Source organism: Pseudomonas sp. GW821-FHT03C07, assembly GCF_059420925.1.
On the sequence record NZ_JBWKUQ010000002.1, the window covers coordinates 91853 to 117136 of the forward strand.

Here is a 25284-nt window from a genome sequence, read left to right on the forward strand (position 1 = left end):
CTTCCGGCGCGCATTATGCCGTGTGTTTGTGAGAATGCGACGAATTCATATTCGCGGTATTTTTCTCGTGTAACAAGGCAGACAAAAGCCCCACTCACAGGCATGAGCGGGGCTGAGGGCACTGTCGCTGCCCTGGCTTTAAAAGTGGAAGCTGGTGGTGAGCAAGGCAGTCCGCCCCGGCGCCTGGTTGGCGAAGTGGGCGGCATAGGCCTTGTCGTAATAGGTCTCGTTGGTCAGGTTCTGAACGTTCAACTGCAGGTCGATGTTCTTCGTCAGCTTGTAGCTGGCCATGGCGTCGTAACGGGTGTAGGCCGGTACATAGACGGTATTGGCCGCGTCGCCGTAGACCTCATCGACGTAAAAGGCACCGCCCCCGACGGTCAGCTTCGGCAGCACTTCATAGGTTGTCCACAGACTGAAGCTGTTCTTCGGCGTGTTCGGCATCTGGTTGCCGCTGGCCTGTGCGGCCCCGGCCGTGATCGCCCCACTGCGCCCGGTCAGGCCAGCGTCCACCAGCTCGCTCTTGAGATAGCTGTAGCCGGCGAACAGCTGCCATTTGTCGGTGATCTTGCCGCTGGCCGACAGCTCCAGGCCATCGACCCGGGACGTACCGGCATTTTCGTAGATGTTTTGGGAGACCAGGATCCGGGTGTTTTCCTTCTCGGTGCGGAAGATCGCGGCGGTCAGGGACAGGCGGTCGTGGAACACATCCCACTTGGTGCCCAGCTCGTAGTTGGTGGTGGTTTCCGGTTCCAGATCGCTTTGCAGCGTACTGTTGCCGGCGGTCAGCGGGTTGCCGTCGCTGCCCTGGCCGAGCATCGCACCGGGTGGCGTGGCGGACGTGGCGTAGGACACATAGACGCTGCCGTTCTCGAGCGGTTTCCACACCAGGCCGCTCTGCCAGTTCCAGAAGTGACTGTCGTTGCTGGTCTTGCCGGTGGTGGTGTTGTCGGCCTTGGTATTGAAGGCGTCATACCGCAGGCCGACGTTGAGCAGCCATTTCGGATCGAGTTCGAGGGTGTCGAAGACATAGGCCGCCCGGGTGTCGCCAGTGGTCTGGGTGCCCGCGTAGTTGCGGGTAATGGCGCCGGTCCAGGGGTCATTCGGGTTGGGATTGCTCAGCGAGGTGCAGCTTGGCGTCGTGCCCGGGTTGCAGACTTGTGCGGTATTGCCGGCGACGTTGTAGCTGCTGGTGCGACTTTCCTCACGGCTGAACTCGACCCCCGTCGAGTAGGTGTTTTTCAGGCCCAGCAGGTGGAAGTTGCCGAACAGATCCGTCTGGTTGGTGGTGGTTTCGGTGTTCGACACCAGGGTGTTGGCGCGGCGCCAGACCGTCCCGTACTTGTTGACGTTGTTCTTGCTATCGTCCGGTTGCGTCAGGATGTAGTCCTGGCCGGTGTTGCCATGGCGCAAGGTGTTCTTGAGGGTCATCGCATCGCTGAGGTCGTGCTCGAAGGCAAAGGTGCTGATGTCGCTGCGGGTTTTACGGAAGTCGCGGTCTTTCAGGCCGTAGAAGTTGTCGCTGTCGCCGCCGTCGGTCGGTTTGTCGTGAACGTGAGCCGTGGCGGTTGGCGAGCTGAAACCGTAGGGAATGCCCGAGTCCGGCAGGTCGTTGCTTTGCATATGGTAGTAGCTGAGGTTGACACGGGTATCGGTGCCGAGGCCGAAGCTCAACGAGGGGGCGACGCCCCAGCGGTCGTAGTTGACCGCGTCGCGACCGGCAACGTTCTGCTCGTGGCTCATCAGGTTCAGGCGAAACGCGGCGCTGTCGAGGAACTGGCGGTTGACGTCCAGGGTGTAGCGGCGAGTCTGGTCGGAACCGTAAGTGAAGCCGCCATTGGTGAAGTCCTGCTGCTTGGGCAATTTGCTGACCAGGTTCAGGCTGCCACCGGCCGAGCCGCGGCCGCCGAAGGACGAGTTCGGGCCCTTGCTGACTTCTATGGATTCGACGTCGAAAATTTCCCGCGATTGCGCGCCGGTGTCGCGTACGCCGTCGACATAGGTGTCGCCCTGGGCGTCGAAGCCCCGAATGAACGGTCGATCGCCTTGCGGGTTACCCCCTTCACCGGCACCAAAGGTGATCCCGGGTACGGTGCGCAACGCATCTTGCAAGGACGTGGCGGCGGTGTCCTTGAGCACCTGTTGCGGGACGACGGTCACCGAGCGCGGGGTGTCGGTCAAGGGCGCGGTGTACTTTTGCGAGGAGGCTTTTTCCACTTGGTAGGACGTCGACTCCTGGGCTTCTGCGGTCACGCTCGTGGCGTCCAGCGCAATGCTGTTGCGTGGGTGCTTGCCGTCAGTGTCCTCGGCCGCTTGCACCATCTGTGTGGCGGCGGTGGCGGTCATGGCCACCCCCATCGCCGAAGCGAGCAGACGTGGTGAACTGACTGGAAGATGTGGCTGTTGGCGTGACATGTGGCATTCCCTCCCCAAGGTTTCGAGGCGGCGGAATATAGGGTAAACGAGTATTTGTATCAACTGCGATAAATTATTATTCGCAATAAATCACGTTCCTTGCACTTTCCCTTTACGGTTTTGACGTTCTGCTGCGCGCGGCGGCGGATAAGGGTTTTACAGTGGCAATAAGAATCAATACCATTGGCACTCATTCGTTTTCAGGTATCGACCATGCTGTTGCACATTCCCGGCTTGTTCTCCCGTGAAGAGCTGCTGCGCATACGCCAGGCCCTGGAGCAGGCCGATTGGGCTGACGGCAAGGTGACGGCCGGCTATCAGTCGGCCAAGGCCAAGCACAACCTGCAACTGCCCGAAGGCCATCCGCTGGCGCAGGAAATCGGCGCGGCGATGCTGGAGCGGTTGTGGAAAAATCCGCAATTCATGTCGGCGGCGTTACCGCATAAGGTGTTTCCACCGTTGCTGAACTGTTACACGGCCGGTGGCAGTTTCGATTTCCATATCGATAACGCCGTGCGCCAGCCCAAGGGCCACTCGGAGCGGGTCCGCACCGACCTGTCTTCCACGCTGTTTTTCAGCGATCCGGATGAATACGAGGGCGGCGAACTGGAGATCCAGGACACCTTCGGCAGCCGTCAGGTCAAGTTGCCCGCCGGCGACCTGTTGCTCTATCCGGGCACCAGCTTGCACAAGGTCAATGCCGTGACTCGCGGTTCCCGCTATGCCGCGTTCTTCTGGACCCAGAGCCTGGTGCGTGAAGACAGCCAGCGCAGCTTGCTGTTTGAAATGGATGGGGCGATCCAGAGCCTGACCCGCGATGTCCCCGAGCATCCGGCGCTGATCCAGCTCACCGGGACCTATCACAACCTGTTGCGGCGTTGGGTCGAGGTCTAGGGCATGGGCTTTCATCTGCGTCGGGAGGAACTGCTCGACGGTGACTCACTCAAGGCGATGCTTGAAGAGAATCCGGCCCGGGCGGCCCAGGCGGTGTTGTTGGCGGCCGCCCAGGGCGTCCTCGAAGCCCAGGCGCTGCTGGGGCAGATCCTGCTGGACGGGCAGGGCATCGAGCAGGACCCGGCGCTGGCCTTGCGCTGGTTCCGGATCGCGGCGAACGGCGGCCACTTGATGGCGCGCAATATGCTCGGACGTTGCCTTGAACAGGGCTGGGGTTGTGCGCCCGACGCCCGGGCGGCGGCACAGGAATACCGTCTGGCGGCCGAAGGCGGCTTGGACTGGGGCTTGTACAACTATGCCAATCTGCTGGCGACCGGGCGTGGAGTCGTCGAGGATCAGGTTGCGGCGCTGGCCTGCTACCGGCGTGCCGCTGAACGGGGGCATGCCAAATCGATGAACCTGCTGGGGCGCTATCTGGAGGACGGACGTTTCTGTCCGGTCGATCTCGTGGCGGCCTGCGAATGGTATCGGCGGTCGGCCGAGGGCGGCGACTTTCGCGGACAGTTCAGTTATGCCGCGGTGCTGGCGGACCTGGGGCAGATCGACCAGGCGCTGGACTGGTTGCGCCAGGCATGGGTGGGAGGCAACCTGAAATTCCTCCGGGTCGCTCGCCAGGCCCTGCTGGCGGTGGCGCATCCCGAGATCCGCGCGCTGGCGCTGGACTACCACCAGCGAGCGGCGCTGCTGGGCGATGAAACCGATGCTGCAGCATTGCAGGCGCTGGTGGGGTGAAGGCTCAGACGCCCTGCAACACGCGCAAGGCCGCGCTGGCCAGGAAGCCGGAACGGCTCTTCTGCTCGGGATGATTGCGCACGTAAGCGTCGATACGGCTCAACAGGTAACCCGGCAAGGTGATATTGAGTTTTTCCGACTTGCCCAGGTACTGGGTGATATCGATGCTCACCAGGGCCCAGATGCAGCCCGCGTAGTCTGGATTTTTTGCGTGCTGGGTCACGGTGCCCGCGCGAGGGATGGGGGCGTCGTCCTCGGCGAGAATTTCCAGATGCCCTTCGATGGCTTCACGGGCCATGGCCAGGGCGTCGTCCAGGTCCTCGCCCGCCGAGAAGCAGCCCGGAATATCCGGAACCTCTACGCCCCAGGCGTGCTGCTCATCACCGGGTTGAATCGCAATGGGGAAAAGCATGATGGTCTCCTGCTTGCAACTGTGCTTGTTTCAGGATGCTGGTGACTGTCTTGGTCAGTAGGTCCTTCTTCGGATGGGGGATGGTCACCAGCCCTGGTTTGTACAGGTGCTTGAAGTGGTGGTGACTGCCCTTGATCATGACCAGATACCAACCGTCCGCTTCGATAAGCCTGATCAGCTGTCGGCTATTCAAGACGACGTTCCTTGTCGATGGGTTTGGTGGTTACTGTACCCACCAAATTCCACAGAGCAACCGTACACCGCTTCGAAAGGTTTTGCAGCATGTGAAATAGAAAAGGCCCGTGAGGGTTCACGGGCCTTTCGGGAGCAACGCGCGGTGTCTGCAAGGCCGCCTTTCAGCGGCCCGGCGTCTTACACGTAGAAGGACTTCAACGGCGGGAAGCCATTGAATTCCACGGCGCTGTAACTGGTGGTGTAGGCACCGGTGGACAGCCAGTACAGGCGGTCGCCGATAGCCAGGTTCAGTGGCAGGCCGTACTTGTAGTTTTCGTACATGATATCGGCGCTGTCGCAGGTAGGACCGGCGATGACCACTTCTTCCATCTCGCCTTTCTTCTCAGTCCAGATCGGGAACTTGATGGCTTCGTCCATGGTTTCGATCAGACCGGAGAATTTACCCACGTCGGTGTACACCCAGCGCTCGACGGCGGTACGCGATTTCCGCGCGACCAACACCACTTCACTGACCAGGATCCCGGCGTTGGCGATCAACGAACGACCTGGTTCGAGGATGATTTCCGGCAGGTCGTCGCCGAAGTCTTCCTTGAGGAAACGGATGATTTCTTCAGCATAGGTTTCCAGGCTGTTGGTGCGGGTGATGTAGTTGGCCGGGAAGCCACCGCCCATGTTGATCAGCTTGAGATTGATACCGTCTTCTTCCTTCAGGCGCTCGAAGATCACCTTGACCTTGGCGATCGCCGCGTCCCAGACGCTGATATCGCGCTGTTGCGAACCGACGTGGAAGGACACGCCATAAGGCACCAGGCCCAGGTCGCGGGCGAGGATCAGCAGGTCCATGGCCATGTCGGTCTGGCAGCCGAACTTGCGCGACAACGGCCAGTCGGCGGTGGTCGAGCCTTCGGTGAGGATCCGCACGTAGATCTTGGAGCCCGGCGCGGCCTTGGCGATATTGCGCAGGTCGGCTTCGGAGTCGGTGGAGTACAGGCGCACGCCCTTCTCGTAGAAGTAGCGGATGTCTTTGGATTTCTTGATGGTGTTGCCGTAGCTGATACGGTCGGCGCTGACGCCCTGGCCCAGGACCTTGTCCAGTTCGTAGATCGAGGCGATGTCGAAGCTGGAGCCTTTTTTGTTCAGCAGGTCGATGATCTCGACGGCCGGGTTGGCCTTGACCGCGTAATAGACCTTGGCGAATTCGAAACCGGCGCGCAGGTCATCGTAGGCCTGGCTGATCATCGCGGTGTCGATCACCACGAACGGGGTTTCTTGTTTGTCGGCGAACGCCTTCATTTTGTCAAAAGTGGCGCGCGCGAAATAGTCTTCGACCTGAATCGACATGCTGGGAACTCCTACTGGCAAACTAGATTGATCAATGGGTGCAAATGAACGTCCTCCGTATCCCCACTTTGGTTCGCCTACTTCCCAAGGCATGTCGCCGAAAGCAAAAAGGCCATGGGAACAACCGCTTCCCTTGGCCTTGCTGTCTCGTCGTCAGTACTTGAGCCGGATGGATCGTTTCCAGCATGGACGTTCGGCGCGAACTTTAGGACTTGAGGGGCTTGAGATCAACTAAAAATGTCGCGTTTTTGCACGCACCCGTCGCGTGGTCCGGATCAGTCACCTATTTAACCGACCCGGATGACAGTCTGATGTTCCCCGAGAAGAGCGATCTGGGAGATTTTGTGCCAATCCCAAAGTGGGGCATTGGCTGGGAGCGGAGCTTGCCCGCGAAGCTTTTGGCGGCCTCAAGGGCCTCATCGCTGGCAAGCCAGGCTCCTACAGGGTTGTGTCGTCTACAAGATCTGCGTTCTGCGCGGTCCCCATGTGGGAGCGGAGCTTGCCCGCGAAGCTTTTGGCGGCCTCAATGGCCTCATCGCTGGCAAGCCAGGCTCCTACAGGGTTGTGTCGTCTACAAGATCTGCGTTTGGCACGGTCCCCATGTGGGAGCGGAGCTTGCCCGCGAAGCTCTTGGCGGCCTCAATGGCCTCTTCGCTGGCAAGCCAGGCTCCTACAGGGTTGTGTCGTCTACAAGATCTGCGTTCGGCGCGGTCCCCATGTGGGAGCGGAGCTTGCCCGCGAAGCTTTTGGCGGCCTCAAGGGCCTCTTCGCTGGCAAGCCAGGCTCCTACAGGGTTGTGTCGTCTACAAGATCTGCGTTCGGCACGGTCCCCATGTGGGAGCGGAGCTTGCCCGCGAAGCTTTTGGCGGCCTCAAGGGCCTCTTCGCTGCGGTGCGGCGTCCCGACAAACCAGGCTCCTGCAAGAGCCGGCAGTCTGTCAGACCGCCGCCAGCTCGGCGGGCGAGACAATGCTGGTCTTGGCCCCACGCGAGCGCCCGGAACTCAGGTAGGCGGCAATCGACTCCTGGGTCACCTCGCCAAGGAATACCCGCTCGGCGTCCATCACCGGCAGCCACGAACGGTTGAACTCGTACATCCGCGACAACAGGATGCGCAGGTGTTCGTCGTACGCCGCCGTGGCGTTGAACTCGCGCAGGAACTGCGCGCAGGTCCCGGCCTGACGGTGCAGGTCGCGGCGGCGCACATAACCCCGCGCCCTGTTCCCAGCGTCAGTAACCACCATGTAGCGCCGATCATGCTCGTCCATCAGCTCCAGGGCATCGGCCACCGGGGTCTCCGGGCTCACCGATGGCGCGTTGTCCGCGGCGTCTTCGGCCTTCACCAGCAGCAGGCGCTTGAGGGTGCTGTCCTGGCCGACAAAGCTGCTGACGAATTCGTCGACCGGGTGGGCCAACAGGGTGTCCGGGTGATCGAGCTGCAACAGCTTGCCAGCGCGAAAGATGGCGATCTTGTCACCCAGCTTGATGGCTTCGTCGATATCGTGGCTGACCATGATCACGGTCTTGTTCAGCGCCCGCTGCATTTCGAAGAACTCGTTCTGGATCATCTCGCGGTTGATCGGGTCGACCGCGCCGAACGGCTCATCCATCAGCAGCAACGGCGCGTCGGCCGCCAGGGCGCGGATCACGCCGATCCGCTGTTGCTGACCACCGGACAGCTCACGTGGGTAGCGGTGCAGGTACTGCCTGGGCTCCAGCTTGATCATGCTCATCAATTCACGGGCGCGGTCGTGGCATTTCTGCTTGTCCCAGCCCAGCAGTTTTGGCACCACCACGATGTTTTCCTCGATGGTCATATTGGGGAACAGACCGATCTGCTGGATCACATAACCGATGTTACGGCGCAGGGTCACGGCGTCCAGGTCGCTGGTGTCTTCGCCGTTGATCAGGATCTTGCCCGAGGTGGGCTTGATCAGGCGGTTGATCATCTTCAGCGTGGTGCTCTTGCCGCAACCCGAAGGGCCGAGAAATACACAGATCTCGCCTTCGTTGACGGTCAGGCTTACCGAGTCGACGGCGCTGATGGTCTTGCCGTTGCTTTGAAAGGTCTTGGTCAGGTTTTGAAGTGCGATCATTTGAGCAGTCCTTTTGGAGTCAGCGTGCGTTGCAACCATTGCAGAAGCAGGTCGGCGACGATGGCCAGGAGGCTGACCAGTACCGCGCCGACGATCAGCATCGACATGTCGCTGCGACTGATGGCGGCGAGGATCAATACCCCCAGGCCGCCGGCACCGATGGTGGCAGCGATGGTCATGACGCCGATGTTCATCACCACGGCGGTGCGGACACCGGCGAGGATCACCGGCACCGCGATGGGCAGCTCGACCCTGCGCAGGCGCTGGCCGAAGGTCATGCCGATGCCGCGCGCGGCTTCGCGAATACCCGGCTCGACACTGGTCAGCGCCAGGTAGGTGTTGCGCATGATCGGCAGCAGGGAGTAGAGGAACACCGCGCTGATCGCCGGCAGCGGCCCCAGGCCCTGGCCGAACCTGGAGTAGAACGGCAGCAGCAGGCCGAACAGGGCGATGGACGGCACGGTCAGCAGCACCGTGGCGCTGGCTTGCAGTGGCCCGGCCAGGCTGGGAAAACGGGTCATCAGCACGCCCAGGGGCACGCCGACGACAATTGCGAGCATGACGGCGATGCCCACCAGGGTGATGTGCTGCCAGGTCAGGTGCAGGACCTGTGTCCAGTCGAGATGGGAAAAGGCCTTGAGAAATTCCATGTCTTCTCCTCAGTTGATCGGATGTTGGCGCAGGAAGTCGGCGGCCACGGCGGACGGGCTTTCATGCTCGACATCGACCCGCGCATTCAGCTGGCGCATGGTGTCGTTGTCGAACAGCGCCGCCAGTGGCTTGAGATCGGCGGCCAGTTGCGGGTGGGCGTCCAGGTAAACCTGGCGCACCACAGGGGCGGCGGTGTAGTCCGGGAAGTAATGCCTGTCGTCTTCCAGCAGCTTCAATTTGAAGGCGTTGAGGCGACCGTCGGTGGTGTAGACCAGGCCGGCAAACACCTGGCCGTTACGCAACGCCGTATAGACCAGGCCGGCGTCCATCTGCCGGGTGTTCTTGCGGGTCAGGTTCATCTGGTACAGCTTGACCATGCCGGCCAGGCCGTCGGAACGGTTGGCGAACTCGGTGTCCAGGGCCACCAGGCGGTTTTCCTGGCTGTCTTTGGCCAGGGCCTGGGTCAGGTCGCTGATGCTGTTGATCTGCGGGTATTCCTTGGCCACCTGCTCCGGCAGGGACAGCGCGTAGGTGTTGCTGAACTTCGACGGCGCCAGCCAGACCAGGCCCTTTTTCGCATCGAGCTCCTTGACCCGGGCGTAGGACTGTTCGCTGTCGAGTTTCTCGTCGACATGGTTGTAGGCCACCAGCGACACCCCGGTGTATTCCCAGATCAGGTCCAGTTGCCCGCTTTCCTGGGCACTGCGTGCCAGGTTGCTGCCCAGGCCGCCGGTCACCTGGGGGTTATAGCCCTTGGTGCGCAGGTACTGGGCGGTGATTTCCGCCAGCAGGGTCTGTTCGGTGAAGACCCGGGCGCCGATGCGGATCAAGGGTTTTTCAGCGGCCTGCGCTATTCCCGCGGACAGCAGGACGCAGACCAGTATCGCAGTCAGTTTTTTCATATCGATTCCTTTGCCGAGTCTTAAGACACTCGGACTCCGCGTTCCAGCCAGAAGCGGCTGGTCATGCTCACCAGGCCGTCAAGCAGCAAGGCCAACAGCGCGGTGCAGGCGGCGCCGAGCAGCAGTTGCGGCTGATTGTTCAGGGCAATGCCGGGGAAAATCAGGCTGCCGAGGCTGTTGGCGCCAATCAGGAACGCCAGGGGCGCGGTACCGACGTTGATCGCCAGGGCCACCCGCACACCACCGATGATGATCGGCGCGGCGTTGGGCAGTTCCACCTGCAACAGCACCTGGCGCGGGGTCATACCGATGCCGACGGCGGCTTCTTTCAGGGAGCCCTGGACGTTTTTCAGGCCTTCGTAGGTGTTGCGCACGATGGGCAGGAGGGAGGCGAGGAACAGGGCGAGGATCGCCGGGCCACTGCCAATGCCCAACACGCCGAGGGCGATGGCCAGCACGGCCAGGGGTGGGACGGTGTTACCGATATTGAAGATCTGCATGAAGCGTTCCGCGCGCCCGACCATGCTCGGTCGGCTCAGCAGGATACCGGCGGGAATCCCTGCAATCAGGGCGGCAAGCATGGAGACAAGGACCAGGATCAGATGAGCTTGCAGGTAAAACAGCAAATCGTCGCGGTACCGTTCGATCGTGTTGATGCCAATCCAGTGGACCAGCAGGGCCAGGAGAGCGACGACAACCGCTCCACCTATCAGCCCTTTGTCATAGCGAATAGCCACAGGCGGACTCCTTTTTTCTGTCGGCGAACACCGCTTCGTGTGGCAATGCCATTCCTGGCCGCCGAAGAAAGTGTTCGCGAAATGCAGCTCGCCACTGCCGGCAAAGCGGCAGGCGGTCGGGCCATAAGCGCAGCCTCGTCAGGCTGACTTGCTGATATTTCAGCCCCTGGTACGAGTCAGGTAGCAGGGGAGTGGACGCCTCCACCTTTTAAAAGGTTCCATAATTGGCAGCATTTAGCCACCCTTGAAGTCACTGCAAGCGGGTGAGCGGTGGTCCGTGGACCTCGGTTTGCGCTATACTCGCCGCCCTTTTTTGACTCACCTGCCAGGCGATTTCCCATGACCCACCAGGCCGCCGAAGTCGCGAAACGCCGCACTTTCGCCATTATTTCCCACCCCGATGCCGGTAAAACCACCATCACCGAGAAGCTGTTGCTGATGGGCAAGGCGATTGCGGTTGCCGGCACGGTGAAATCTCGCAAATCCGACCGTCATGCCACCTCCGACTGGATGGAAATGGAAAAACAACGGGGTATCTCGATTACCACGTCGGTCATGCAGTTCCCGTATCGCGATCACATGATCAACCTGCTCGACACCCCGGGCCACGAAGACTTCTCCGAAGATACCTACCGCACCCTGACCGCGGTCGACTCGGCGCTGATGGTCCTCGACGGCGGTAAGGGCGTCGAGCCACGGACCATCGCCCTGATGGACGTCTGTCGTCTGCGTGACACGCCCATTGTCAGCTTTATCAACAAGCTCGACCGCGATATCCGCGACCCCATCGAACTGCTCGACGAGATCGAAGCCGTCCTGAAAATCAAGGCCGCGCCGATCACCTGGCCGATCGGTTGCTACCGCGATTTCAAGGGTGTGTACCACCTGGCCGACGACTACATCATTGTCTACACCGCTGGTCATGGGCATGAACGTACCGATGTGAAAATCATCGAGAAGCTCGACTCCGACGAAGCCCGCGCGCACCTGGGTGACGAGTACGACCGTTTTGTCGACCAGTTGGAACTGGTGCAGGGTGCCTGTCACGAGTTCAACCGGCAGGAGTTCCTCGACGGCCAGCTGACCCCGGTGTTCTTCGGTACTGCCCTGGGCAACTTCGGTGTCGATCATGTGCTGGACGCGGTTGTTGATTGGGCGCCGATGCCTCTGGCTCGCGTCGCCAACGAGCGCACCGTGGAGCCGGTGGAAGAGAAGTTCGCCGGCTTTGTGTTCAAGATCCAGGCGAACATGGACCCCAAGCACCGCGACCGGATCGCCTTTATGCGCATCTGTTCGGGCAAGTACGACAAGGGCATGAAAATGCGCCATGTGCGCACCGGCAAGGATGTGCGGATCGGCGATGCGCTGACCTTCTTCTCCTCCGAGCGCGAGCAACTGGAAGAAGCCTACGCCGGCGACATCATCGGCCTGCACAACCACGGCACCATCCAGATCGGCGACACCTTTACCGAGGGCGAGGCCCTGGGCTTTACCGGTATCCCGCACTTCGCTCCAGAACTGTTCCGTCGCGTGCGCCTGCGTGACCCGCTCAAGTCCAAGCAACTGCGTCAAGGTTTGCAGCAGTTGGCGGAAGAGGGCGCGACCCAGGTGTTCTTCCCCGAGCGCAGCAACGACATCATCCTCGGTGCCGTCGGTGTGCTGCAGTTCGATGTGGTCGCCAGCCGCTTGAAAGAGGAATACAAGGTCGAGTGCTCGTATGAGCCGATCACCGTGTGGTCCGCGCGCTGGATTGATTGCAGCGACAAGAAGAAGCTTGATGAGCTGCGGGTCAAGGCCGTGGAAAACCTCGCGTTGGATGGCGGCGGTCACCTGACCTACCTGGCGCCGACCCGGGTCAACCTGGCGCTGATGGAAGAGCGCTGGCCGGACGTGAAATTCCGCGCGACGCGCGAACATCACTAAATAAAGAAAAGCTATATAAAAAGGCAAAACATTAATGTTTTGCCTTTTTTATTAAAGGGTGATTAGTCGGCCAGGTGCTCTATGAGAGGAGTGAGTTTGACCTGAAGATTTTTATCTTTCGTAATGGTCAGAAATTTATCTCTTTCGGCTTGAGAAATGTTTCTATATTTTTCGTGACGTTCTCTGTCGAAGCTGTCGTCTATACCAAAATACGTGCTTAGTATTTCGTTGTAAGTTTTAAAATCTATAGAGTTTTTCTCTGTCGATGTCAGATGGTCCAAGAGTTCCAGGTGTTTGCGGACGGCTATATTTTCTTCAGCTTCGACGCAGGTTTTGAGTCGTTGCCTGATTTCTACTCCGAGCAAGATAGCGGCTTCTGATTTTTTGAAAACGCTAAGGTCGTTGGGGGTGATCGCTGTTTTGGTCTTTTCCTGCGACAGGCACTCGTCAGATTTTTTGTGATAGTTGTCCGTGGCGTCTTTGAATTGACTGATCAGCTCTTCTTTTACGCTCAAGCCATCAGCCTGTGCGATTGCTGAAAGCAGAACGGCGAAAAAAACAGCTGTATGAGTTAAGCCGCATTTATTATGCACTTCCAGAATTCTCGTTCATTGTAAGTTATAGCGTTATCTTGGCTAAGGTCCCAGGCGATTTGCTGGATGCCGCTCCTGATAATACCCGGTGATGATTGCATGGCGTCGCTAAATAACTTGAAGTCGTAGTTGGAGATGGCGTAGCTGCTACCGATGACGCCATTCTTGAAGAATAAATTGACTAACGTTCCTGCTGAAATGGCAACGTTGAATACCTTCAGCTTTTTATAGAGTGTGCCGATTTTTTCAAGGCCATTTTTGCTTTTCTCTCCGAAGGACACATTGAGCGTGCTGCAGATCATGATGGAGTGGCTTTGTCTGGCTGAGGAATAGATGAATATATTTTCCTGAGGACAGCGAAAGCTATCGGGAAATTGGATTTGTTTTGTAGGTATTTTCTTTGTTGTTTGAGGCCTGTTTCTATTTTGGATGTGTGTGCGTTTTAGGTATGATCTCGGAAAACCTTGCTGTATAGAGTTGATTTTTATTAGTGTCCATGGTTCTGACTTGCCGAGAGCCCTGCAGGAACCCTGCTTGCTGGCGTTGACTTTTGTGTGGCAGCGTTTGAGTCGACACGCTTTGTGGTACATGGTTCTATAGAGTCGAGAGGATGGTGAGTCATGCATCCCACCCGCACTTTCACTGAAAAATTGGTTGGTTTCGTAATGTTCATCCCGGTTGGGATAGACTATATTCGTACTGGCTGCATATGGCCTGACGCGTCGGAGGCGCTATGAGTCTAGCTATATGAGGTGTCTATGAATAATGTAATAACCCATGCTTGGTACTTTGTTCGTAATTCAAGCTTTTTGAAATATTTAATTCTGCTGTTAGCCCCGGCATTCGTTCGGCCTGCGGCATTTATTCCCGGTCTCAATCAGCCCCAGCGCGGGCAAGCCCGCTCGCCACAAATACCGGCAAGCTGAAGATTGCCCTTAACTGAGTTGGATTAGGTTTTGTCTGGGCTTTTCCGATTTCTTATTCTTCGAGGTGTTGCTGATGCTGAGAAACGCTATCGAAGTGGCCTATATTCTTTTTGAATCTAATGGTCATTCAGAATAATTCTATCGCCAGCCAGCAGTTTTCATCTAGCCAGTATGGAAAAGTCCGTTCAACGGGTCTAGGTTCAGACAAGTTGCGGTTGCCTTCTTGAAGTCGGCTGCAAGGTGCTGGTGATTTATCCACAGAGGGACGGAAGCGACGATGAAAATTTTTCAACGCGGCGTGCTGCTGATCAAGGTGCTGGTGTTGTTGATGGTGGGGGCTTCAAGTGCCTGGGCCAGTAATGCGGTGTCGGATCATGGGGCGGTTTCTCCTTCGAAATCCGCGGTGCACGCGCTTTACGCCGATGACACCGACAAGAAAGCCGATCCTGGTCAGGATGATTCGGGCGATGACAGCGGCGATGACAGCGACAGCGATACCTGAGTCGCACGAATGAAAAAGCCCCTTGCGCCCAGCGGATAACTCGCTCGACGAAAGAGGCCGTACTAGCGTTTTCAGCGTTCTCGCTTACTCAGGAGAGCGCTTTTTTGTTGCCTGTCAGCCGAGGAATTGCTCCGCGTAATGGCAAGCCACCTGCCGCGAGTCGAGCTCGCGCAAGGCCGGCTCTTCCGTGCTGCAACGCTCGGTGGCGTATGGGCAGCGCTTGTGGAAGGCGCAGCCGGACGGCGGGTTGAGCGGGTTAGGCAATTCGCCGGCGATCTTGATCTTCGGCTTCAACGGATCCGGGTGGATCGCCGGCGTCGCCGAGAGCAGGGCCTGGGTGTACGGGTGCAGGGGACGGGCATAGATGTCTTCCTTCGGGCCCATTTCCACCGGCCGGCCGAGGTACATCACCAGCACCTGGTCGGCCACGTGACGGACCACTGCCAGGTTGTGGGAGATGAACACGTAGGCGGTGTTGAACTCCTGCTGCAGATCCATGAACAGGTTCAGCACCTGGGCCTGGATCGACACGTCCAGCGCCGAGGTCGGTTCGTCCGCCACCAGCACTTTCGGTTGCAGCATCATCGCCCGCGCCAGGGCGATACGCTGGCGCTGGCCGCCGGAGAACATGTGCGGGTAGCGATGATAGTGCTCGGGGCGCAAGCCGACCTGCTTCATCATCGCCTGGACTTTTTCCCGACGCTCGGCGGCGGACAGCTTGGTGTTGATCAGCAGCGGCTCGCCCAGTTGGTCGCCGATCTTCTGCCGCGGATTGAGCGAGGCATAGGGGCTCTGGAACACCATCTGCACGTCTTTGCGCAGTTGCTTGCGCTGGGCCTTGTCGGCCCCGGCGACTTCCTGCCCGGCGATTTTCAGCGAGCCGGACGACGGCTCTTCGATCAGTGTCAGGGCCCGGGCCAGGGTGGATTTGCCGCAGCCCGACTCGCCGACCACGGCGAGGGTCTTGCCGGCTTCCAGTTCGAACGACACGCCATTGAGCGCGCGCACCAGCGCATGGCCCTTGAACAGGCCACGGGAGACTTCGTAGTGACGGGTGAGGTCGCGGGCGGTAAGAACGACGGCCATTACGCCACCTCCTGGTTCAGCGGGAAGAAGCAACGGGCAAGGCTGTTGGCTTTTTGGTCCAGGGTCGGACGCTGCAGCCGGCAGCTTTCCTGCACATAGGGGCAGCGCGGCGACAGCAGGCAACCCTGCGGCCGGTCATAACGCCCGGGCACGATACCCGGCAGGGTCGACAGGCGCTCGGCCCCCAGGCTGTGCTCCGGAATCGCCTTGAGCAAGGCTTCGCTGTAGGGATGCGCCGGCACATCGAACAAGCCCGGCACCTGGCCGACTTCCACGGCCTGGCCGGCGTACATCACGCAGACCCGCTGGGCGGTTTCGGCAACGACCGCGAGGTCGTGGGTGATCAGCACCAGGCCCATGTTCTGCTCTTGTTGCAGGCTGAGCAGCAGATCCATGATCTGCGCCTGGATGGTCACGTCCAGGGCGGTGGTCGGTTCATCGGCGATCAGCAACTTGGGTTCGCCGGCAATCGCCATGGCGATCGCAACGCGCTGGCTCATGCCCCCCGACAGTTGGTGCGGGTAGGCATCCATGCGGCTGGTGGCGCCGGGAATCTCGACTTTTTCCAGCAGTTCGATGGCCCGCTTGCGCGCCGCCTTGCCGGACATTTTCAGGTGCAGGCGGAGCACTTCCTCGATCTGGAAACCCACGGTGTAGCTGGGGTTCAGCGCGGTCATTGGGTCCTGGAAAACCATTGCCAGGTCCTTGCCGACCACCTGCCGACGCTGGCGGGCGCTGAGCTTGAGCATGTCCTTGCCGTCGAAGCGCAGGGCGTCGGCGGTGACGATGCCGGGGTGCTCGATCAGCCCCATCAACGCCATCATGGTCACGGATTTACCCGAGCCCGACTCGCCAACAATGGCCAGGACTTCGCCCTTGTCCACGCTGATGTCGAGGCCGTCGACCACTGGAACGGCGGTCTTGTCGCCGAAGCGAACATTGAGATTCTTGATTTCTAGCAGTGACATGGGAATCTCCTCAGGCGGCGTTCTTGAGTTTCGGGTCCAGCGCATCGCGCAGGCCGTCGCCCATCAGGTTGATTGCCAGCACGCTGAGCAAAATGGTCAGGCCGGGCAGGCTGACGACCCACCAGGCGCGCTCGATGTAGTCGCGGGCCGAAGCCAGCATGGTGCCCCACTCCGGGGTGGGCGGTTGTACGCCCAGGCCGAGGAAGCCCAGGGCGGCGGCATCGAGGATCGCCGAGGAGAAACTCAGGGTGGCCTGGACGATCAGCGGTGCCATGCAGTTGGGCAGCACGGTGATGAACATCAGGCGCGGCAGGCCGGCACCCGCCAGGCGGGCGGCGGTCACGTAGTCACGGTTCAGTTCGCCCATCACCGCGGCGCGGGTCAGGCGTACATAGGACGGCAGCGAGACAATGGCGATGGCGATCACGGTGTTGATCAGGCCAGGGCCGAGGATGGCGACAATCGCCACGGCCAGCAGCAGTGAAGGCAGGGCCAGCATGATGTCCATCAGGCGCATGATGGTCGGGCCGAGAAGGCGCGGGAAGAAGCCGGCCAGCAGGCCCATCATGATCCCCGGGATCAGCGACATCACCACCGAGGACAGGCCGATCAGCAGCGACAGGCGCGAACCATGGATCAGCCGCGAGAGCAGGTCGCGGCCCAGTTCGTCGGTGCCCAGCAGGTACTGGATCTGCCCACCGGCAAGCCACGACGGTGGGGTCAGCAGGGCGTCGCGGAACTGTTCGCTGGGGTCGTGTGGGGCGACCCAGGGCGCGAAGATCGCGCAGAACACCACCAGCGACATGAACAGCAGACCGGCGACGGCGCCCTTGTTCTTGGCGAAGTGCTGCCAGAATTCCTTGTACGGCGAGGGGTACAGCAGGCTTTGATCGACGGTGGTCGAAGCGATAGTAGTACTCATGATCTTGATCTCAGCGCTGGTGGCGGATGCGTGGATTGACAAGGCCGTAGAGGATGTCCACGACGAAATTGACCACAATCACCAGGCAGGCGATTAACAGGATGCCGTTTTGCACGACCGGATAGTCCCGCGCACCGATGGCTTCGATCAGCCATTTGCCAATGCCGGGCCAGGAAAAGATGGTTTCGGTGAGCACGGCGCCGGCCAGCAGAGTGCCGACTTGCAGGCCGACCACGGTCAGTACTGGAATCAGCGCGTTGCGCAGGCCATGGACGAACACCACGCGCGCCGGCGACAGGCCCTTGGCCCGGGCGGTACGGATGTAGTCTTCGCGCAGGACTTCGAGCATCGAGGAACGGGTCATCCGGGCGATCACCGCCAGCGGGATGGTGCCCAGCACGATGGCCGGCAGGATCAGGTGGTGCAGCGCGTCCCAGAACGCCTCGGGCTGGTCGCTGAGCAGGGTATCGATGAGCATGAAGCCGGTTTTCGGCTCGATGTCGTAGAGCAGGTCGATGCGTCCGGACACGGGGGTCCAGCCCAGGCCCACGGAAAAGAACATGATGAGGATCAGGCCCCACCAGAAGATCGGCATCGAATAGCCGGCCAGGGAGATGCCCATCACCCCATGGTCGAACAGGGACCCTCGCTTGAGGGCGGCGATCACCCCGGCGAGCAGTCCCAGGACGCCGGCGAACAGCAGCGCGGCGCTGGACAGTTCCAGGGTGGCGGGGAACAGAGTGGTGAACTCGGTCCACACGCTGGTGCGGGTCCGCAGGGACTCGCCGAGGTCGCCGTGGGCGAGCTTGCCGACATAGTCGATGTACTGGGCATAAAGCGGCTTGTTAAGACCGAGGCGTTCCATCGCCTGGGCGTGCATTTCCGGGTCAACCCGGCGCTCGCCCATCATGACTTCCACGGGATCGCCCGGGATCATGCGAATCAACGCGAAAGTCAGCAACGTGATGCCGAAAAACGTGGGGATCAGTAACCCCAGTCGGCGGGCAATAAAACTAAACATCGTGTGGTGTACCTCATCAGCCGGTTAGGCGTGCTCATCAGTACCCGGGGTCGGGTACCGACGAGCGTTTGTTGTTCTACTTCACCTGGGTGGTGGCGAAGTTGTTCGTGGATAGAGGGCTCATGTGGTAGCCCTCTACGTTCTTGCGCATAGCGGTAAACATCTTCGGATGGGCATCGTTCGCCCACAGGACCTGGTTATGCAGGATCTCCAGAGCCTGTTCATAGAGTGCGGCACGTTGGGCGGGGTCAGTCTTGGCGCGAGCCTGGTCGATCAGCGCCTGGAACTGAGGATTGCACCAGCGGCTGTAGTTTTCGCCGTTTTTCGCCGCTTCGCAACTCAATAGCGGGCTAAGGAAGTTATCCGGGTCGCCGTTGTCCCCGCTCCAACCGGCGGAGACCATATCGTGCTCACCTTTTTTCGCTCGTTTGAGCATTTCGGCCCACTCCATGACGCGGATATCCAGAGTGATCCCGACCTTGGCCAGGTCGGCCTGCATCAGCTGGGCACCGAGTTGCGGGTTCGGGTTGGTCGGGCCGCCGCCGTTGCGAGTATAGAGGGTAAAGACCGTACCCTCGGGAACGCCGGCTTCCTTGAGCAGGGCGCGGGCCTTGTCCAGGTCCTGGGGCGGATTCTTCAGTTTGGTGTTGTAGCCCAGCAGGGTCGACGGGTAAGGATTCACCGCGGGGATGGCATTGCCCTTGCCATACAGGGTGTCGACGTAGTTCTGCTTGTCCAGGGCCAGCTCGATGGCCCGGCGCACCCGCACATCGCTCAGGTACTTGTGTTCGGTGTTGATGGCGACGTAGCCGGTGGCCATGGCCGCCATTCCGTCGATCTTCAGGTTCGGATCGGCCTTGATGTTCGGCACATCATCGGGTTTGGGGTACAGGGCGACCTGGCACTCGTTGGCCTTGAGCTTCTGCAGGCGGGTGTTGTTGTCGATGGTGATGGCCAGGATCAGGGTGTCCGCTGGCGGCTTGCCACGGAAATACTCCGGGTTGGCCTTGAAGCGGACCTGGGCGTCCTTGGCATAACGCTGGAAGATGAACGGGCCGGTGCCGACCGGCTTGCTGTTGAGGTCGTCAAGCTTGCCGGCCTTGAGCAGCTGGTCGGCGTATTCGGCGGAGTGGATCGAGGTGAAGGCCATGCCCAGGTCGGACAGGAACGGGGCTTCGGGACGATTGAGGGTGAAACGCACGGTCAGGCCGTCGACTTTCTCGACGCTTTTGAGCAGGTTCTGGAAGTCCATGCTCTCGAAATACGGGAAGCCGACGGTGGACGCTTTATGCCAGGGATGATTGGGGTCCAGTTGCCGCTGGAAGCTCCAGACCACGTCGTCGGCGTTCAGCTCGCGGGTCGGTTTGAAATAGTCGGTGGTGTGGAACTTGACGCCCTTTCTCAGGTGAAAGGTGTATTGCAGGCCGTCTGGGCTGATCTCCCAGCTTTCGGCCAGGGCCGGCTGGATCTCGGTGGTCCCGGGCTTGAAGTCCACCAGACGGTTGAACATGGTTTCAGCCGCGGCGTCGGCGGTGACGGCGGTGGTGTAGAGCACCGGGTCGAAACCCTCCGGGCTGGCTTCGGTACAGACCACCAAGGGCTTGGCTGAAACACCGATAGCCACGCTGAATACGGCGGCCGCGAGGGCGGCGCGCAGGGGAAGCTTCTTCATGTAAACCCTCCTTGATCGATTGAGCCAGATGAGACCCTGGGGCCGATTCGTCGAATCGGCCCCAGGGCAGTCAGGTGTCAGAGAATGTTGAATGGAATGGTGGTGACCAGGCGGAACTCGTTGATGTTGCCGTCACCCTGATTCGCGCTGGCGCGATGGGTGGTGTAGGTCGCACGAATGGAGGTGGCTTTCAGCGGACCACTCTGTATGGCGTAGGAAGTGCCGACGCCATATTCGTAGTGGTGCTCACCGTCGAGGTTTTTCACGTCGTAGGCGGTGCCGGTGTAATGGGTGCCGTCAATGCCCCAGCCGCGGACCGTATAGACGTTGAATTTCAGGCCAGGAACGCCGTACTGGGCCATGTTCAGGCCGTAGGCAATCTGGAAGGACTTCTCGTTCGGGCCGTTGAAGTCCGACAGCATGGAGTTGGCCAGGTAGATGCCGTTGGTTTCGTGCAGGTAGTCGAAGTATTCGTTACCAACGATTTGCTGGTAGGAGAAAGTCAGGCTGTGGGCCTGGTGGGTCAGTCCGAGAGACAGCGAGTAGGCGTCGTTGTCGATTTCGCCCATCTTCTTTTTGCCGGTGTCCAGTGTCTTGTAGTAATTCAAACCAGTCGTCAGGCCGAGCACTGAGGTGTCGCCCAATTCGTGGGTGGCGCCAAAGTAGTACTGGTTCCAGAAGTCCTCGACGTTGGCCATGTACAGGCTGGTCTTCAGACTTTTGAACGGCTGATAGTTCAGGCCGAAGGTATTGACGTGGTCGGTCTCGGCCCCGTTGTTGGAGTACTCGGTGCGGAACCGGGACAGGCTCTCCTCGGTGCGTGGGGATACGCGATCGAAGGTCGCTGCGTCAAACGACAGGTTGCTGAATTCTTCACTGTGAAGGCTTACACCCTCGAAGCTTGAAGGCAGTGGGCGGTTGCCGATGACATCGACGATCGGCGTGCTGAAGTTCTGGCGACCGGCGGTCAGCGTGGTGTTCGATACGCGGAACTTGACGTTGGCCAGGCCGAGTTTGCTCCACTGGTCGACCGCGTCGCCATTGCGGTTGGCCAGGGTGCGGTTGCCACCTCCGGCGATGTCCTCGCGACTGCGATCCAGGGCAATGGCGTTGTAGAGCGCGACTTCAGTGCTGACGCCTACGGTGCCTTGGGTAAAGCCCGAGCTGTAGTCGAGGATGGTCCCCTGGACCCAGTTGATGCGGCGCGGAATGGGGGTTGCCACACCGTGTTTGTCGTAACTGAAGCGGTCGTTACGGCGTTTCAACTCATTGGCGTACCAGTTACGAGTGGTGCCACCCAGGCTCTGGCCGTCGATGAAGCCCTTGGCTTCATTTTGTGCATTGGTCGAATTCAGGCCGGTCGGCACGAAATCCTGACTCTGGGTTTCCGCATGGGCCAGCACGGTGGCGCTACTGATGGCTAAGGCTAACAACGCTTTTTGAGAGAGTTTCAAGGCTAAAGCTCCATATTTTCTTTTTTAATATCGGCCTTTTGGGCCTATTTGGTCCGGGTTGGGTGGCGGACATTTTTTGTTACGCAATCGTTTGCTTGGCAGGGTTTTGCCGAATTTCGGCTGCAAGTTGCTCAGGGGCGAAATTCGCCCCCAGAGCGCGGGTCACGGTTTTATTGTTCGATACTGACGCCCGAGAACACGTTGCGACCGAAGGGACTGACCTTGAAACCTTTGACTCTGATGCTTAACGGCTGGTTGACCGTCGAGTGGGCGATAGGGGTAATCGGCACCTGTTGCTTGAGCAACTGCTGGGCCTGTTGGTAGAGGGCCACGCGTTGCTCGTGGTCGGTGACGAGCTTGGCCTGCTTGATCAGCTTGTCGTATTGCGGGTTGCACCACATGGAGTAGTTGTTGCCGCCAATCGCGTCGCAGCCGTAGAGGGTGCCGAGCCAGTTGTCCGGGTCACCGTTGTCGCCGGTCCAGCCGATCAGGCTGATGTCGTGCTCGCCATTCTTGGTGCGCTTGATGTACTCACCCCATTCATAGCTGACGATCTTCACCTTCAGGCCGATCTTCGCCCAGTCGGCCTGGAGCATTTCGGCCATCAGCTTGGCGTTGGGGTTGTACGGGCGTTGCACCGGCATGGCCCAGAGGGTGATCTCGGTGCCTTCCTTGACGCCGGCGGCCTTGAGCAGTTGCCGGGCTTTTTCCGGGTTGTAGGGTGCGTCCTTGATGTTCTCGTCGTAGGACCACTGGCTCGGCGGCATGGCATTGACCGCCAGTTGCCCGGCGCCCTGGTAGACCGCATTGAGAATGCTCGGTTTGTTCACCGCCATGTCCAGCGCCTGGCGGACCTGGAGTTGGTCGAAGGGTTTGTGCTGCACGTTGTAGGCGATATAGCCGAGGTTGAAGCCGGGCTTCTGGATGACCTGCAGCTTGGGGTCTTTCTTCAATGCCTCGACATCGGCGGGGCGCGGGTGCAGGGTGATCTGGCATTCACCGCGCTTGAGTTTCTGCACCCGCACCGAGGCGTCGGTGTTGATGGCGAAAATCAGCTGGTCGAGCTGGACCTTGTCCGGGTCCCAGTACTGCTTGTTGGCGACGTAGCGGATCTGCGCGTCTTTCTGATAACGCTGGAACACGTACGGTCCGGTGCCGATGGGCTTCTGGTTGATCTCGCTGGGTTTGCCGGCGGCGAGCAACTGGTCGGCGTATTCGGCGGAGAGAATCGAGGCGAAGCTCATGGCGATATTCTGAATGAACGCGGCGTCGACCGAATTGAGGGTCATGACCACGGTCAGCGGCCCGGTCTTTTCGACCTTGGCGATGTTCTTGTTCAGGCTCATCCCGTTGAAGTACGGAAACTCGGTGGGGTAGGCCTTGCGAAACGGTTGTCCAGCATCGAGCATGCGATTGAAGGTGAATACCACGTCGTCGGCGTTGAAGTCGCGGGACGGCGTGAAATACGCGGTGGTGTGGAACTTGACACCAGGGCGCAGGTGGAAGGTATAGACCAGGCCATCCGCTGAGATATCCCAGCTCTCGGCCAGCGCCGGTGCGACGGATGTCTCACCTTTGACGAACTCCACCAGCCGGTTGTAGAGCGGCTCGGCGGCGTCGTTGTCGGTGGCGGTGGTGTACTGCGCGGTGTCGAACCCGGCCGGGCTGCCCTCGGAGCAGAACACCAGGCTGCCGGCAGCCTGGGCAAAAGGGGCGCCCGCCCACAGGGCGGCTCCCACCAAAGCGGATAAAGTGAAGGTCTGGCGCATGACGGTCCCAATCCTTTTGTTATTGTCGTCGGCGAACAATGGCCGTGTTGGGGACACGGGAACGATCGCCGATCTAGTCAGTGAATGCAGCAATGCCGCTCGTGAACGCATATCAGCGAAGTCTTGACGTTACGAGGCCAAGTCGATGCGGTAAATGCGTAGAGCCTTAGAGAGTTGTAGGAAAACTCTGTGCGGCGGCCATCCGTTTGCGGGTTACCGCCAACGGATTCCGGACAATTCCTGCAATTCTGGCGGGGAGGCGAAGACAGCGTCCTAGGACGCCGTCTTCGCGCAACCTCACTTGCTGACGCTGACGCCGTAGAAGGAGTTCAAGCCGAACGGGCTGATCTTGAAATCCTGCACCTTGGCGCTCATGGGTTGGTACACCGTCGAGTGCGCGATAGGTGTATAGGGGGCTTGGTCTTTGAGGATGTGCTGCGCCTGCTTGTACAGCTCGGTGCGTTTAGCCTGGTCGGCAGTCGACTTGGCTTCTTTGATCAGGTCCTCGAAGGGCTTGTAGCAGAACTTCGAGAAGTTGTTGCCGTTGACCGCGTCACAGCCGAACAGCACGCCCAGCCAGTTATCGGGGTCCCCATTGTCGCCGCTCCAGCCAATCAGCATGGCTTGCTGCTCGCCACCCTTGGCACGCTTGAGGTATTCGCCCCACTCGTAGCTGACGATCTTGACGTTGAGGCCGATGTTCTTCCAGTCGGACTGGAGCATTTCAGCCATCAGCTTGGCGTTGGGGTTGTACGGACGCTGGACCGGCATGGCCCACAGGGTGATCTCGGTGCCCGGCTTGACGCCAGCTTCCTTGAGCAGTTCCTTGGCCTTTTCCGGGTCGTACTTGGCGTCCTTGACGGTGGTGTCATAGGACCATTGGGTCGGCGGCATGGCATTGACAGCCAATTGGCCGGCGCCCTGGTAAACCGATTCGATGATCTGCTTCTTGTTCACCGACATGTCCAGCGCTTCGCGTACGCGCAGGTCCGCCAGTGGGTTGGTGGCGGTCTGGCCCTTGAGGACCGGCATCACGTTGTAGGCGATGTAACCCAGGTTGAAACCGGCCTGTTCAGGCATCTTCAGGTTGCTGTCGGCCTTGAGCGGGGCGATGTCGGCCGGACGTGGGTAGGCGGTGATCTGGCATTCGCCTTTCTTGAGCTTCTGCGCACGTACCGACGGGTCGGTGGTGATGGCGAAGATCAGGTTGTCGACCTTGACGTCCTCAGGCTTCCAGTAGTCCTTGTTCCCGGTGTAGCGGATGTTCGAGTCTTTCTGGTAGCTCTTGAACACGAACGGACCAGTGCCGATCGGCTTCTGGTTGATGTCGCTGGCCTTGCCTTCCTTGAGCAGCTTGTCGGCGTACTCGGCGGACTGGATAGAGGCGAAGCTCATCGCCAAGTCCTGGATGAACGCGGCATCCACGGTCTTCAGGGTGAACTTGACGGTCTTGTCGTCGAGTTTTTCCACCTTGGTGATGTTGCCGTCCATGCCCATGTCGGTGAAGTACGGGAATTCGGTCGGGTAGGCCTTGCGGAACGGCATGTCCTTGTCGAGCATGCGGTTGAAGGTGAACAGCACGTCGTCGGCGTTGAAGTTACGCGTCGGTTTGAAGTAATCGGTGGTGTGGAACTTGACGCCTTCACGCAGGTGGAAGGTGTAGCTCAGGCCGTCCGGGGTCACGTCCCAGCTGGTCGCCAGGCCAGGAATCACGGCGGTGCCGCCACGTTCGAACTGGCTCAGACGGTTGAAAACGGTTTCCGCGGAGGCGTCGAAGTCGGTTCCGGCGGTGTACAGGCCTGGATCGAAACCGGCCGGGCTCCCTTCGGAGCAGAACACCAGGTTAGTCGCAGCGACGGCGAACGGTGCGCTGGCCAAGAGGCCTGCGCCGACTAAAAACGGAATGACTGCTTTTTTAAGCATGGTGGCCTCATGATTTGTTGTCATTTTTGGTTTTGAGGACGACCTCGTGAGTCGACCTGCCGATACTTATGCAGGCCCCATACCCATTGCA

Annotated in this window: 22 protein-coding genes; 4 read left to right on the plus strand and 18 right to left on the minus strand. The window is 59.8% G+C overall.

The window, feature by feature from the left end; genetic code table 11:
* Nucleotides 1-138 precede the first annotated feature (138 nt).
* Nucleotides 139-2415 carry a TonB-dependent receptor gene (locus tag AC07VG_RS03665; RefSeq protein WP_495020516.1) on the minus strand — a complete coding sequence of 759 codons (2277 nt, stop codon included), beginning with the start codon at nt 2413-2415 and terminating at the stop codon, nt 139-141.
* 213 nt (nt 2416-2628) lie between these two features.
* On the opposite strand from AC07VG_RS03665, the gene AC07VG_RS03670 reads away from it, so the two are divergent.
* The gene (locus AC07VG_RS03670) at nt 2629-3309 is read left to right on the plus strand and encodes a Fe2+-dependent dioxygenase (protein ID WP_495000565.1); all 681 of its coding nucleotides are present in this window, start codon (nt 2629-2631) and stop codon (nt 3307-3309) included.
* Nucleotides 3310-3312: 3 nt separating this feature from the next.
* Nucleotides 3313-4101, plus strand: coding sequence for a tetratricopeptide repeat protein (locus tag AC07VG_RS03675; RefSeq protein WP_495020517.1), 789 nt, complete (start codon nt 3313-3315; stop codon nt 4099-4101).
* A 4-nt stretch (nt 4102-4105) separates the two neighbouring features.
* Here the strand turns inward: AC07VG_RS03675 and AC07VG_RS03680 are convergent, their stop codons facing one another.
* The 7 genes from AC07VG_RS03680 to AC07VG_RS03710 form a co-directional block, all read right to left on the minus strand.
* Nucleotides 4106-4513 carry a type II toxin-antitoxin system HicB family antitoxin gene (locus tag AC07VG_RS03680; RefSeq protein WP_495000567.1) on the minus strand — a complete coding sequence of 136 codons (408 nt, stop codon included), beginning with the start codon at nt 4511-4513 and terminating at the stop codon, nt 4106-4108.
* On the minus strand, nt 4482-4706 hold the full coding sequence (locus AC07VG_RS03685; protein ID WP_495000568.1) for a type II toxin-antitoxin system HicA family toxin: 225 nt from the start codon (nt 4704-4706) through the stop codon (nt 4482-4484). Before AC07VG_RS03685 ends, AC07VG_RS03680 begins: the two co-directional genes overlap by 32 nt.
* Before the next feature lie 179 nt (nt 4707-4885).
* A complete protein-coding gene (locus AC07VG_RS03690; protein WP_495000569.1) occupies nt 4886-6049 on the minus strand; it encodes a type III PLP-dependent enzyme in 1164 nt (387 codons plus the stop codon).
* 937 nt (nt 6050-6986) lie between these two features.
* Nucleotides 6987-8144 carry an osmoprotectant ABC transporter ATP-binding protein OsmV gene (locus tag AC07VG_RS03695; protein WP_495020518.1) on the minus strand — a complete coding sequence of 386 codons (1158 nt, stop codon included), beginning with the start codon at nt 8142-8144 and terminating at the stop codon, nt 6987-6989.
* Entirely contained in the window at nt 8141-8794 is a 654-nt protein-coding gene (locus AC07VG_RS03700; protein WP_495000571.1) for an ABC transporter permease, read from the minus strand. Before AC07VG_RS03700 ends, AC07VG_RS03695 begins: the two co-directional genes overlap by 4 nt.
* A gap of 9 nt (nt 8795-8803) precedes the next feature.
* Nucleotides 8804-9697 (minus strand): glycine betaine ABC transporter substrate-binding protein, encoded by an 894-nt coding sequence (locus AC07VG_RS03705; RefSeq protein WP_495000572.1) that lies wholly within the window; start codon nt 9695-9697, stop codon nt 8804-8806.
* A gap of 20 nt (nt 9698-9717) precedes the next feature.
* Nucleotides 9718-10434, minus strand: a complete 717-nt coding sequence (locus tag AC07VG_RS03710; RefSeq protein ID WP_495020519.1) for an ABC transporter permease — start codon at nt 10432-10434, stop codon at nt 9718-9720.
* Nucleotides 10435-10773: 339 nt separating this feature from the next.
* On the opposite strand from AC07VG_RS03710, the gene AC07VG_RS03715 reads away from it, so the two are divergent.
* Nucleotides 10774-12357, plus strand: coding sequence for a peptide chain release factor 3 (locus AC07VG_RS03715; protein ID WP_121134782.1), 1584 nt, complete (start codon nt 10774-10776; stop codon nt 12355-12357).
* Nucleotides 12358-12419: 62 nt separating this feature from the next.
* Here the strand turns inward: AC07VG_RS03715 and AC07VG_RS03720 are convergent, their stop codons facing one another.
* Nucleotides 12420-12950: a hypothetical protein gene (locus tag AC07VG_RS03720; RefSeq protein WP_495000574.1), complete on the minus strand. Its 531-nt coding sequence runs from the start codon at nt 12948-12950 to the stop codon at nt 12420-12422.
* Nucleotides 12929-13252: a hypothetical protein gene (locus tag AC07VG_RS03725; RefSeq protein WP_495000575.1), complete on the minus strand. Its 324-nt coding sequence runs from the start codon at nt 13250-13252 to the stop codon at nt 12929-12931. The genes AC07VG_RS03720 and AC07VG_RS03725 overlap by 22 nt, the downstream gene beginning before the upstream one ends.
* Nucleotides 13253-14153: 901 nt before the next feature.
* Here AC07VG_RS03725 and AC07VG_RS03730 point away from each other — a divergent pair.
* Nucleotides 14154-14378 (plus strand): hypothetical protein, encoded by a 225-nt coding sequence (locus AC07VG_RS03730; RefSeq protein ID WP_495000576.1) that lies wholly within the window; start codon nt 14154-14156, stop codon nt 14376-14378.
* 114 nt (nt 14379-14492) lie between these two features.
* On the opposite strand, the gene AC07VG_RS03735 is transcribed toward AC07VG_RS03730, so the two are convergent.
* From AC07VG_RS03735 to AC07VG_RS03770, 8 genes are all read right to left on the minus strand, one after another.
* Complete coding sequence (locus AC07VG_RS03735) at nt 14493-15464, minus strand: peptide ABC transporter ATP-binding protein (protein ID WP_495000577.1); 972 nt, start codon at nt 15462-15464, stop codon at nt 14493-14495.
* A complete protein-coding gene (locus AC07VG_RS03740; RefSeq protein ID WP_495020520.1) occupies nt 15464-16432 on the minus strand; it encodes an ABC transporter ATP-binding protein in 969 nt (322 codons plus the stop codon). Before AC07VG_RS03740 ends, AC07VG_RS03735 begins: the two co-directional genes overlap by 1 nt.
* 10 nt (nt 16433-16442) lie before the next feature.
* Entirely contained in the window at nt 16443-17354 is a 912-nt protein-coding gene (locus AC07VG_RS03745) for an ABC transporter permease subunit (RefSeq protein ID WP_495000579.1), read from the minus strand.
* 10 nt (nt 17355-17364) lie between these two features.
* Nucleotides 17365-18375, minus strand: a complete 1011-nt coding sequence (locus AC07VG_RS03750; protein ID WP_495000580.1) for an ABC transporter permease subunit — start codon at nt 18373-18375, stop codon at nt 17365-17367.
* Nucleotides 18376-18451: 76 nt separating this feature from the next.
* Nucleotides 18452-20047 (minus strand): ABC transporter substrate-binding protein, encoded by a 1596-nt coding sequence (locus AC07VG_RS03755; RefSeq protein ID WP_495000581.1) that lies wholly within the window; start codon nt 20045-20047, stop codon nt 18452-18454.
* Nucleotides 20048-20124: 77 nt separating this feature from the next.
* The gene (locus tag AC07VG_RS03760) at nt 20125-21501 is read right to left on the minus strand and encodes an OprD family porin (RefSeq protein WP_495000582.1); all 1377 of its coding nucleotides are present in this window, start codon (nt 21499-21501) and stop codon (nt 20125-20127) included.
* Nucleotides 21502-21671: 170 nt separating this feature from the next.
* Nucleotides 21672-23270, minus strand: a complete 1599-nt coding sequence (locus AC07VG_RS03765; protein WP_495020521.1) for an ABC transporter substrate-binding protein — start codon at nt 23268-23270, stop codon at nt 21672-21674.
* Between the two features lie 297 nt (nt 23271-23567).
* Nucleotides 23568-25193 (minus strand): ABC transporter substrate-binding protein, encoded by a 1626-nt coding sequence (locus AC07VG_RS03770; protein ID WP_495000584.1) that lies wholly within the window; start codon nt 25191-25193, stop codon nt 23568-23570.
* Nucleotides 25194-25284 lie beyond the last annotated feature (91 nt).